The following is an 11240-nucleotide window of genomic DNA, read 5'->3' on the forward strand; positions in this document are numbered from 1 at the left end:
GGAAGGCGGCTTCCCGGGAGGCATCCGCCTGGCTAGTGGGCCCGATAGATCCGAATGCTGGGCTTTTGCGCGCGGATCGACTCGAAGAACGCAAGCCTCTTGTCCCTCGATCCAAACGGCGCAGGATAACGCTCGTCGGAAAATCGAAAGACAACCCACTCGGTCCCCAATAACTTGCCGAGATATGTGATTTCCTCGAGCTCCGCGATCGCGCGCCGCCTGCGTCCGAAAACCAGGAACGGCAGCGACGTTGACGCGGACCGGGGCAAGAAGATGCAGCCTTTCGCCAGAACCACGCCGAGCACGACCATCAGGGCCGCCCAAAGGCAATACAGCGCGACCAGAAGGGCCAGATAACCCATCACGCCCTGCCGGGAGACGAAATAAGCGGCGCACAGGAAGACGATCATGAACAAGCCGGCGGTTTTCCCGTTTCGGAAGACAGAGGTCTCCGCAACCTCGTGTTCTGGCCGGCCCGAAACTTCCATCGCGCATCCTCATCGACGTGGCAGTCTTACCCAACTGGAGCACGAAGATAAAGCTCACATTCTACTCAGATCCGCGCGCCTGACTCCGGTGGCGAGAAAACGTTTGGCGTCCCCTTCCAGCACAAGAGCCGTCAGAATCGACGAGGCATAGGCGCCGGTGTCGACATTGATGCGGTTGCTCTTGACTTCCGGTGCAGCCGTCGGCGTGTGTCCGTGGACGACCACCTTGCCAAAACTGGCCTCGTTCCGGATGAACTCCTCGCGAATCCACAAAAGGTCGTGGGGGGACTGATTCTCAAGCGGGACGCCGGGGCGCACGCCGGCATGGCAGAAAAAATAGTCGCCGACCGTCAGGGACAACCGTGTCTTTTCCAGAAATTCTCGGTGGCGCGTCGGGAGAACGCGTAACAGATCGACCTGGGCGCGATCATATCCTGCGCCCCGCATCACGTCCGCGACATTGACGCCATATGAGTGCAGAGTCTCGAGACCGCCGAACTTGCGCCAGGAGTCGAGCACAGACTCGTCACTCAGGAACTGCAGCATCACCTCTTCATGGTTTCCCCGCAGGCAGGCGATATCGGTGCAGAATTCCCCTGCGCTCAAGCGATCGAGAACACCCGCCGAATCCCCCCCCCGGTCGACATAGTCTCCCACGAATATAGTCAAGACCCGTTCTGGAGCGGTCGCCAGATCGGCCTCGATCCGCAACTCCAAATCATGCAACAGGTCCAGGCGACCGTGCACGTCGCCAATCACGTAAAGCCTGGCATTCTCGGGCACACGGGGAGGCGCGGCTTCCTTCTTTGCGAAGAAGCCCGCTATCCGAGAAATTGGCATGGATCATTCCGATCAGCTATCACCTTGGGTGAGAGCCTCCCTACATTGATCCCTGCCGTCAAGCCAAAACAGATATTTCAGGCTTGCTCAGCGGTTCATTAACCAGCTTCGAAGTCATGAGATCGGCATTTCAGGCAGGCGGTTTCAGGCCGTAACAAAGGCTCAGCAATTGTGCACAAATCTTGCTTGAGCTTTGTGGGGTGGATCTCCGCCCCCAAACGATGTATACGAACCCAGTCGGCCATTTGGAACTTAAATATGCCGCAGCGTTGGGTTTCGCATCCAAATGTTTAACTGGATATTTCCAATATATAACAATCATAGGTGCTAAGAAATGCGGGTCGGAGCGCCAACGTCAAAAAGCCGGTTCGCCTGGAAACTGTCTCCATTCGATGCGGCATGGGTGGTCATATCTCCGTTCATTGCCATCGCACTGCGTGATCCCGGCCTTCTTTATTTTGACAGCCAGTTCGACTACATTCCTCACGGTTACCAGTACGCCCTTTTCACCATCATCTGCGCCATCCCGCCGTTCCTTTTCTTCCGAATTAGCGATGGGCTGACGCGATACTTCTCCGTCAACGACCTCAAAATGGTTCTGGCGGCAACATTCTGCACCGTTGCGCTCAGTGCTATGGCGCTGTTTCTAGCCAATCGTCTTGAAGGCGTACCACGCTCCACGCCCCTTATTTACGGGCTGGTTCTTGCCGCCGGCCTTCTCGGCGGCCGGGGGCTGTCCCGCCACTCGCCGTTCCGCGTCCCCAGTTCATCCGTCAAACCGGAGCGCCACCATCTTCGTCGCGTGGTGCTCGTTGGCATCGATCGTTTCGTCGAGATCGTCATCAAGCTCACCGATTGTCAGAACCCGCGCACAACCCAGATCGTCGCCGCCGTCGACCCACGCGAGCGCCTGCATGGTCGCACGGTGAACGGCGTCAAGATCGTCGGCCACCCCAACGACCTCGAAGCCATTCTCGATGAATACACGGTCCACGGCGTGGACGTGGACGAGGTCTGGATCGCGGATGACGCGTTTACCCGCGCGGAATTCATCAGTCTTGAAAGCACATGCCGGAACCTCGGCGTAAAGGCGCTTTCAATCTCCCGCGCGCTCAACCTCGGACCGGCGTCTGCGCCGGTGTTCCGTTCGGCGCAAAGGGAGCCGCAACTTGCGGCGCCACATAGGGGATATTTCCGCTTCAAACGCGCGATCGACGTCCTGGTCGCCGTGACGCTGATCGTTCTGACGGCGCCCATCGCGCTGTTCATTGCTGCCCTTACCTATCTGGACGTCGGCAGCCCCGTCATTTTCTGGCAACAGCGCTTGGGACACCGCGGCCGCGATTTCTACCTGTTCAAGTTTCGCACCTATCAGGCTCCCTATCGCAAGAACGGTGACCGCGTCGACAGCGAGGCGCGCCTTTCGCCCATCGGAAAAGCGATACGCGCGACACGCCTTGATGAGATTCCCCAGCTGTTCAATATCCTGCGCGGCGACATGACGCTGATCGGGCCTCGCCCGCTGCTTCCGGTGGATCAGCCCGAAGACCCACGCCTACGCCTACTGGTTCGCCCCGGCGTCACCGGATGGGCGCAAGTGGTCGGCGGCACGGCGGTTTCGGCGGAAGAAAAGGATGCGCTCGACGTTTGGTACATCCACCACGCCTCGCCGGCGCTCGACATCAAAATCCTCTTCCGCACTCTGCAAGTCGTCTTCCGAGGCGAACGCAAGAACGACGAAGATATCTCGACCGCTGTGCGCTGGCGGAAGGCTACGCGCCAAATGGAACATCAATTGTTGGGCGACCGCGTCAATGTCAAAGGCGCAAGGTCCAACTCAGCGTGTAAGAGCGACAATTTTGACGAGGGCGCCTCGCCATCGGGCGCCTCGCTTTGAAGCCGCGCGCGTCGTCGCGGCGCCTGCTTGACTCTAAAAAAAACAATCGCTTGGATTGCGAGGCAGGCATTGGCGCGGAAGCAAAGCGTGTTAGAAGCCGCCGTTTTTCTTTTCCGACGAGCGCCATGACTGCCTGCCCCACAATCTGGTTCATAAACAGGTTTTTCTTTCCCGATCACTCGGCGACGAGCCAGATTCTCTCGGATCTCGCTTTTCATCTTGCTTCACAGGGCAGAAGGGTGGGCATAATCACCAGTCGTGGGGTTTATGACGATCCCGCTGTGGAATTGCCCGCATTCGAAACGGTGAGAGGCGTCGAAATCCGGCGCGTCGGGCGTTCGCGCTTCGGGCGCAACAATCTGGCCGGCAGGGCGGTGGATTACGCCGGTCTTTACGTCGCGTTTGCCGCCGCAGTCGGCCGCTATGCCCGCAAAGGCGATTGGATCGTCGCGAAGACCGACCCTCCCCTGCTCTCGGCCGCAATCGCGCCCGTCGCCCAGGCAAAGGGGCTGCGCCTCGTCAATTGGCTTCAGGATGTCTACCCGGAAGTCGCCCTCGGTCTGGGTCTTCACGCCCTGCGGCCTATCGCTCCACTACTGAAGGCTGCGCGCAACTACAGCCTGCGCATCGCCGAGTGCAATGTGGCCATCGGCGAAAGGATGCGGGAGCACCTTTTGCGCGAGGGCGCGCCGCCGGAGCGCACCGTCGTCATTCCGAACTGGTGCGACGACGAGGCCATCAAACCCTTGTCCAAGGAAGAAAATCCGCTGCGCCGGCAGTGGGGGCTAATGGATAAATTCGTGGTGGGCTACTCCGGAAATCTCGGCCGCGCCCACGAGTACGACACGCTGGTCGGCGCGGCGGAAATTTTGCGCGACGAGCCGAACATCGTATTTCTTTTCATCGGCGGCGGGGCGCTGATGCCCGGATTGAAGGCGGAGGTCGAGCGCCGCGCGCTGTCGCACATGTTCCGGTTTTTCCCCTATCAGGACGCGAGCCTGCTGCCGCAATCGCTGTGCGTTCCGGATCTGCACTGGATTTCGCTGCGGCCAGAGATGGAAGGCTTGATCGTGCCGAGCAAATTCTATGGTATTGCGGCCGCAGGGCGCGCGACCGTCGCCGTGACGGAACCATTAGGCGAGGTCGGCGGGCTCATCGAAAATTTTGGTTGCGGCGAGACAGTTCAACCCGAAGATAGCGCCGTCCTAGCAACGGCAATCCAACGCTGCACACAGAAAGAGGCGCTCTGCGAAGCAATGGGGAGAAACGCGCGCGCGATGCTCGATCGCACTTTCAGCAGTTCACTTTGTAAAAAAAGTTGGAATGATATTCTAACTTCGCCAGAAATCGCGCTACACCAGCTCATTAACTGCAATGCGCCCGTCTCTCGCAGAGACGTCACTGTTAAGGAAAACGCTAGCAACCCCAATGGCATATCGTTACCGTAGAATACACGTTTCATTTTGGCAACACGGGGTCTTTTTTGCTCCCTGGGCTGTGTTGGAGGTTTGCTGGTTGTGTACATTGCGTAAAACTGAAAGACTAATCTAGGAGCCATTGGATGCGCATCAAACGTCACGCAGTGACCGCCCGAGCGGCGAGCATTTTGGGCTTTTTGCTTTTTGCATCTGGTCCGGTCTGGGCTGATTCCTGCAAAGCTGACCCGGGGCAATGGTGCCCTACCAACAATGGATCCCCCGAAACCTGCCCGGGAAATTATTATTGCCCAGGCGGCACACACGGATCGAAAACGGCATGCCCGGCCCAGTACCCTTATAGCCCTGCCGGCTCGTCGAAGTTGTCGCAGTGCTGCACTAACAGTTCTGGTTCTTGCGCTTCCTGAATCCGCGACGATTCGGCGGCAAGCGGTGACCGTTAGCATTGTGCGCCCACGAAACAGTCATAAGCCTTTCGCACACCTTCCGTGAACGGCGTGCTGGCGCGCCACCCGAGTTCGCCGAGGCGCGAAACATCCATGCGCTTGAGCATGGTTCCGTCCGGCTTTGAAGCGTCCCAGACAAGAGACCCTTCAAAGCCGGTCACGCGCCTGATTTCCTCCGCCAGCTCCTTGATCGTGATGTCGTCCCCGGTTCCGACATTGATATGCTCGCTCTCGGAATAGGTCTTCAGCAGAAACACACAGGCGTCGGCGAGATCGTCCACATACAAGAACTCGCGCCGCGGCGCGCCCGTCCCCCAGCACGTCACTGACTCGGCTCCGGCGAGCTTCGCCTCGTGAAACCGCCGCAACAAACCCGGGATGACATGGCTGCCAGTCGGGTGAAAATTGTCGCCCGGACCATACAAATTGCAAGGCATGGCGGAAATGAAATCGCAGCCGTACTGCTTCCGATAGGCTTGGCACAGTTTGATGCCTGCGATCTTGGCTATGGCGTACCACTCGTTGGTCTTCTCCAGCGGCCCCGTCAGCAAGGCGTCCTCGCGAATCGGTTGCGCCGCCTCGCGCGGATAGATGCACGAGGACCCAAGGAACAACAGTTTCGCAACGCCGACCTTGTAGGCGGCGTGGATGAGATGGCTCTCGATCATCAGGTTCTGATAGAGAAACTCCGCCGGAAAACTGTCATTGGCCAAAATGCCGCCCACCTTCGCGGCCGCGACGATCACGACATCCGGCTTGTTGCGCTCCATCCACGACTCGACATCCGCCTGGCGGGTCAGATCGACTTCCTCTCGGCCAGCAACGAGAACCTCGCAATTCTCACGTTGCAACCGCCGCACGCAGGCCGACCCGACCATGCCGCGGTGGCCGGCGACGAAAACGCGCCGACCTTCAAGCACAAAATCCGTCATGCGAAATCCTCAAGAAAGGCGGCGACTTCCGATTCGCGAGGACGCCCGCCCTTCGCTTCGACCAGATCTGACGCCACCATCTCACGACAAAGCTGCTCAAGCCCGATCTTGTGGGACCATCCGAGCTTTTTCCGCGCCTTGGCGGGATTGCCGATGAGCAGATCGACTTCCGTCGGCCGGAAATAGCGCGGATCAATGCGGACCACGACGCGCCCGGTGCGATCGCATCGGCCCACTTCGTCCACGCCGGCGCCGGACCAGGCGATCGCGACGCCCACTTCCGAAAACGCCAGCTCGACGAACTTGCGCACGGAATGGGTTTCGCCGGTCGCGAGCACGTAGTCGTCACCCTCGTCCTGCTGGACGATGCGCCACATGCCCTCGACATAGTCGCGCGCATGGCCCCAATCGCGCTGCGCGTCCAGATTGCCGAGATAAAGACAATCCTGCTTGCCGAGATGGATCGCGGCGACGCCGCGCGTGATTTTTCGGGTGACGAACGTTTCGCCGCGGATGGGGCTTTCGTGGTTGAACAGGATGCCGTTGGAGGCGTGGATGCCATAGGCCTCCCGGTAGTTGACGGTGATCCAATAGGCATAGAGTTTGGCTGCGGCATAGGGCGAACGCGGGTAAAACGGCGTCGATTCGTCCTGGGGCACGGCCTGCACCTTGCCGTAAAGTTCGGAGGTCGAAGCCTGATAGAAGCGTGTCTTGCGTTCCAGCCCGAGAATGCGGATCGCCTCAAGCAATCGAAGCGCGCCGATCGCGTCAGAATTGGCAGTATATTCCGGCGTCTCGAAACTGACGGCGACATGGCTTTGCGCGCCGAGATTGTAGATTTCGTCGGGTTGCACCTCCTGAACGATCCGGATCAGATTGGTGGCGTCGGTGAGGTCGCCGTAGTGCAGGGCAAAGCGCGCCGGACCTTCATGGCGGTCCTGGTAGATGTGATCGATACGCTGGGTGTTGAAGCTCGATGACCGGCGCTTGACGCCGTGGACTTCGTAGCCGTGAGACAGCAGAAGCTCCGCCAGATAAGTCCCATCCTGCCCGGTCGCCCCGGTGATGAGCGCGCATTTCCGTTCCGCCAACTCGCCTCTCCGCTTGCCGTTCTTGTGAGGGTTGCTCTTCTGAATATGTTTCTCGGCCGATGATCAAGCACGGAATCACGCCGCGATCGACGAAGCACGCTGGAACGACCAAGCGTCGGTTTTTCCAGACTTCTGCTCAAACGCAAGGTGCCGACATGACGGCACAATTATGAACACCGATGCGGATCAATAGGTTGATTGGATCTTTTTGGGAATGACCTAACGCAATCTCTTACTAATTTGTTAAACAGTGTGGCGCGATGGCAACATACAGACTGTTTGACGGCGCGATACAGCTTTTTTGCTTGCTTCTTTGTTTCGTTGACCTTTTAATAGAACTAAGTGAAACGCGGTTGGCACAGGCGGTGCATGTGCCGGTCGGACTGGGTCAGCAATTGGGGGTTACATTGCGCAAACACGTTCTTTTGGCCGCCACGGCCGCCTTAATGATTGGTTCCACGGCCGCCAAGGCAGAGCTGTTCAGCTTCAGCTTTTATGGCGCCGGCTTCGCGAACGTGAGCGGAACCTTTGAGGTTGCGGGCAGCACGCCGAGCGTCACTGGCGATATGACCAATGTGACGATTAACAGCGGTACTTACAATGGCGCCGCCCTGTTAACCAAAGCCGGAACCAACTACCTGAACGGGTATACATCGACATCCGTCTTCGACGTCGATATGACTTTCAAGACGGCTTCCGCTGCTAACCTGTCTGTGTCTCTTTATAATGGTACTGGCACCGGTCCACACAACACCGCACTCACGTTCAGCCGAGTGCAGGCACCGCTTCCTGTGCCCGGTGCCGGCGTTCTTTCCTTCCTGTTCCTCGGTTTTGTTGGTGCAAGGACCCGTGCGAAGACTTTCATCGGGGCGGCTCTGAAGCGTAGTCGCGTTGAGGCCGCGGCTTAACTCACGGCGACAGATCAGTCATTTCCTGAGAGCGGCGCTATAGCGCCGCTTTTTCAGTTCAACCTTCTTTATGCCTGTTAAGGACGCTTTTCAGGCTACGAATTGATCTGAGCGTGGATTGGACGCTTGAACTTGTGCTTCGACAGAACTTTGCGGCCGCGATAACCGCAGTCCGCGACGATGCTCTTGAGGTTCGCGCCGATCTGGCGCTTGATGACGGGGACCGCCGTTTTCCAACCTTTGCCGGAGCAGGAATTGCTCGGCGGCGCCGCCACATGGGCGGCAAACCGCGGCGAAGCGTGGTTGCGACGGAGAACTTCACCCCGAAGTCGTAGGGACCATGCGCCTTGCCGATGCATTCGGCCGCGGTCGCATGCAGGTATTACCCGACCTTTCTGCGCGCTGGTTCTGCCGCTGCATGCGTTCGGCCCGCCGCAACGCCTTAACGAAGATTTCGTGCAAGCCCGAAATCTCTCGTCTTTGATATTGCAAGACGATGTCGCGAATCTGCCACGACTCTGCGCAGCAAAGAACCGTGGGGTTGCCCTGAATTTGTGTGGCTCAAGCGGCATGACGTTTGTCAGTACGGCAATGCTCCATCACGCATGCCTTGCCTCCGCGCCAGTCCCCAAAATGATGTCTTTCATGGACGCATGCATATCGAAATTCAGCCTATTGGTCGCACGAGCAAAAAGCAGCAGCGTTGTGGCTTCAAAGAATGCACAGGCGGCGACATTGAAGACGGCTTTGGCAAGCGCGACGACGACTGCAGCTCGCAGAGAATGATGCGCGCGCAAGATATCGCCGCCGACCATATCGAAAAGGATGACAGGCAGCGCCAGGACGGTCACCCAAACTCCAAGCACGATTGGCGAGCGCGCCGCAGTCAAGAATGCCACCCTCACTGGATTTTTTTCACCCAATGAAATCGCCGGCCTTATCAAAGAAAGAGGGACGAACACCAAAGTTTGCAGCAAGCTTGCCCAAAACTCCGCCCCGTAGCGGCCCTCAAGCCCAATCTTCTGGATGGTGAAGGACGAAACGATCGAAAACCCGACGATCGTCAAAAAGATCCCGAGTCCCGTCACCATCGAAACAATCCGATAGCGATGCATTGAGCGCTGGTCTCGTTGGGGAAGAGTAATGGTCAGATCGTGGATGTAGGTTGCGATCCACGCTATCGAAGCCGCCGTGACGGCCTGCCACAAAAAGCCCGAAAGGACTAGCGCTTGCCCAGAAAGCTTCAGACCGAAAACGACCGCAACCTCGACGACGGGAGCTCCTACGAAAACTACAAGTAGCGCCGCGGCTACCTTCCAATGTCGGGTGAGGATTCGAAACACGGCGCCAATGCTGCTGAGCAGCACGCTAATGGGCTTGGCCGTCGTTTCCAGCAGCGTGTAAAGCGCGCCAAAACCTACAGCGGCCCAAAAGAACAGCGGGATGAATTGGAATATCTTGGACATCTGTTCGCGGCCTTCTCAGACGTGAAGGTTCTCCGGCGGACCGATGACTTGAGCGTCCTGCCGGCGTTCATCATAGTGGGCGACGGCCGAGGCCGTCCAGTAGGCGATGACGCACATCGCAAGGCTCAAGATCGACGTTCCCTCGCCCTCGTGCCAGTAGTGCGCGTACGCCTCCGACTGCGCCATTAGAGAAAGTCTCAGGATATTCAGGACAAAACATGCCCCGACCGCAACCACCGCGCCGAGCGCAAGGCTTGACGCCGAAATGCGCCTGCCGAGGGTGAATATGAAGAACGCGATCAGCACCGCCGGAATGATGCCACTGGTCGCGCAGGCCGGCTGGACCTCGATTGCAAAATTCGCCCCCTGCAATTGCAGGACCACGCCACGTAGATCGTTGGCAAAGCCGGTCGCGGCAAGAAAATGATGCGTTATCCACGCGTCGAGGTGGGCAAAGGCGCCGTGGATCGAGTCGAGTTCCGGACGCACAAACAAGTTCTGGACAGCGACCGCGACGAGGCAAAAGCCCAGCCACCGCAAGTTGGGCTGGAAGCTCAGGCGCGCCGCGATTAGAATGCAAACTGCGATGGTCGGCCAATGCGCGGCGGCTGCGACGCCAAACAGCGCCACGAGGGTAACAAACAATCCCAGCCCGCGTTCGACCCACCCCGGCTTTACAGCGCTCCAGTCTGCCTTCCAGGCGGCTGAAACGATGTAGATCCATTCCGCGAGCAGCAGGTAATTGACGCCCTCGACGAGCGACAGCGCCTGACCAAAGTCATAGAACCGATTGAGGGCGAAAGCTGCGGTGCGACGCACGTCCATGAGCGCCGCGAAGCTGATCAGAAGCGGGTAGCCGCCTCCCGCAACAAATACTCTCTGCCAAATCTTCACTGCCGCGTCCTTATCCGATGAAGACACTGTGCTTCTGAGTTGAGATACAATATGTATGCATTTGCCGGAACCGGCCACGAAATCCCAGAGGATCTGCCGGGCCCCTTCAAATCCATCAAAGGTCTCGCCTTCTGTTGAACCGCAGGCGTGATCGGTCGCTCGCAGTTCCATCTTTCAATACAGGCGTCTGCTATGCGGGCAATGCGTAAAGCGCATTTGCGAAACCGCAATAGAGCTTGGCCGGCCCCCACCGGAACGGCTCATATAGTCCACAAAATTCAAAGCCTAAGCTATCCATCATGGCGTTCAGAGCGGCGAAGTCTTGCATATCGGTGTCTCGAGACCGAAAACCAACCTCGGCAAAGATAAACCGAATGGCGCGACGCCCGATCAAGTCCCTTGCGCCTTCCAGCACTCGGTCCTCCCACCCTTGGACGTCCATTTTCAGTACGGCAATCTCTCGGATGTCATGTTCCGTGCAGAAGTCGTCCAAAGTGCGAACCTTTACGATTTCCTGGCCGGTCTGCCGCGCGCTTTCGCGCGTTGGCTTGAAGCTGTTAAGTTCGGAGTCGGCGTGAAGCTGAATGGCGAGTTCAGCCCGTTCGCATCCGAAAGCTAGACGGAAACATTTGACGCGTTGCCCGTAGCGATCCTCAAGCATCGCAAAGCTTTGGGAAACGGGTTCAAAGCTGTAGATAGGCGAAAGCTTGAAGTACTTTGTTAACCCCCATGCCGTTTGGCCGACGTTAGAGCGCGTTCGGCGAGTTCCGATTCGATAGGGGATTCCCAATTGGCTTGAACGATGCGATTCTTCCCGCGTGATTTCGAGGAGGAATCCCATG

At 58.2% G+C, this 11240-nt stretch carries 10 protein-coding genes; 3 read left to right on the plus strand and 7 right to left on the minus strand.

Translation table 11 applies throughout. From position 1 onward, the window contains the following. Positions 1-32: 32 nt before the first annotated feature. Entirely contained in the window at positions 33-488 is a 456-nt protein-coding gene (locus M2320_RS07905) for a hypothetical protein (RefSeq protein ID WP_264596802.1), read from the minus strand. A 54-nt stretch (positions 489-542) separates the two neighbouring features. Continuing rightward, complete coding sequence (locus M2320_RS07910; protein WP_264596803.1) at positions 543-1328, minus strand: metallophosphoesterase family protein; 786 nt, start codon at positions 1326-1328, stop codon at positions 543-545. 334 nt (positions 1329-1662) lie between these two features. Between M2320_RS07910 and M2320_RS07915 the strand changes: the two genes are divergently transcribed. Together M2320_RS07915 and M2320_RS07920 are read left to right on the plus strand one after the other, a co-directional pair. Then, complete coding sequence (locus M2320_RS07915) at positions 1663-3225, plus strand: sugar transferase (RefSeq protein ID WP_264596804.1); 1563 nt, start codon at positions 1663-1665, stop codon at positions 3223-3225. 125 nt (positions 3226-3350) lie between these two features. Then, a complete protein-coding gene (locus M2320_RS07920; RefSeq protein ID WP_264596805.1) occupies positions 3351-4673 on the plus strand; it encodes a glycosyltransferase family 4 protein in 1323 nt (440 codons plus the stop codon). A 427-nt stretch (positions 4674-5100) separates the two neighbouring features. Here the strand turns inward: M2320_RS07920 and fcl are convergent, their stop codons facing one another. Continuing rightward, positions 5101-6039, minus strand: a complete 939-nt coding sequence (gene fcl, locus M2320_RS07925; RefSeq protein ID WP_264596806.1) for a GDP-L-fucose synthase — start codon at positions 6037-6039, stop codon at positions 5101-5103. Continuing rightward, the gene (gmd, locus tag M2320_RS07930) at positions 6036-7130 is read right to left on the minus strand and encodes a GDP-mannose 4,6-dehydratase (RefSeq protein WP_264596807.1); all 1095 of its coding nucleotides are present in this window, start codon (positions 7128-7130) and stop codon (positions 6036-6038) included. The genes fcl and gmd overlap by 4 nt, the downstream gene beginning before the upstream one ends. Before the next feature lie 353 nt (positions 7131-7483). On the opposite strand from gmd, the gene M2320_RS07935 reads away from it, so the two are divergent. Then, the gene (locus tag M2320_RS07935; RefSeq protein WP_264596808.1) at positions 7484-8038 is read left to right on the plus strand and encodes a hypothetical protein; all 555 of its coding nucleotides are present in this window, start codon (positions 7484-7486) and stop codon (positions 8036-8038) included. Positions 8039-8637: 599 nt separating this feature from the next. On the opposite strand, the gene M2320_RS07940 is transcribed toward M2320_RS07935, so the two are convergent. From M2320_RS07940 to M2320_RS07950, 3 genes are all read right to left on the minus strand, one after another. After that, positions 8638-9504, minus strand: coding sequence for a hypothetical protein (locus tag M2320_RS07940; protein WP_264596809.1), 867 nt, complete (start codon positions 9502-9504; stop codon positions 8638-8640). 15 nt (positions 9505-9519) lie between these two features. Continuing rightward, positions 9520-10569 (minus strand): exosortase/archaeosortase family protein, encoded by a 1050-nt coding sequence (locus tag M2320_RS07945; RefSeq protein WP_264596810.1) that lies wholly within the window; start codon positions 10567-10569, stop codon positions 9520-9522. 19 nt (positions 10570-10588) lie between these two features. Next, a partial coding sequence (locus M2320_RS07950; RefSeq protein WP_264596811.1) for an FkbM family methyltransferase occupies positions 10589-11240 on the minus strand: 652 nt, incomplete at its 5' end.

Source organism: Rhodoblastus acidophilus (assembly GCF_025961575.1).
Classification (GTDB): domain Bacteria; phylum Pseudomonadota; class Alphaproteobacteria; order Rhizobiales; family Beijerinckiaceae; genus Rhodoblastus; species Rhodoblastus acidophilus_C.

Coding starts and splice junctions, on each gene's coding strand:
- M2320_RS07905 (WP_264596802.1), bottom strand. CDS start 488: ATGGAAGTTTCGGGCCGGCCAGAACACGAGGTTGCGGAGACCTCTGTC.
- M2320_RS07910 (WP_264596803.1), bottom strand. CDS start 1,328: ATGCCAATTTCTCGGATAGCGGGCTTCTTCGCAAAGAAGGAAGCCGCG.
- M2320_RS07915 (WP_264596804.1), top strand. CDS start 1,663: ATGCGGGTCGGAGCGCCAACGTCAAAAAGCCGGTTCGCCTGGAAACTG.
- M2320_RS07920 (WP_264596805.1), top strand. CDS start 3,351: ATGACTGCCTGCCCCACAATCTGGTTCATAAACAGGTTTTTCTTTCCC.
- fcl (WP_264596806.1), bottom strand. CDS start 6,039: ATGACGGATTTTGTGCTTGAAGGTCGGCGCGTTTTCGTCGCCGGCCAC.
- M2320_RS07940 (WP_264596809.1), bottom strand. CDS start 9,504: ATGTCCAAGATATTCCAATTCATCCCGCTGTTCTTTTGGGCCGCTGTA.
- M2320_RS07945 (WP_264596810.1), bottom strand. CDS start 10,569: ATGGAACTGCGAGCGACCGATCACGCCTGCGGTTCAACAGAAGGCGAG.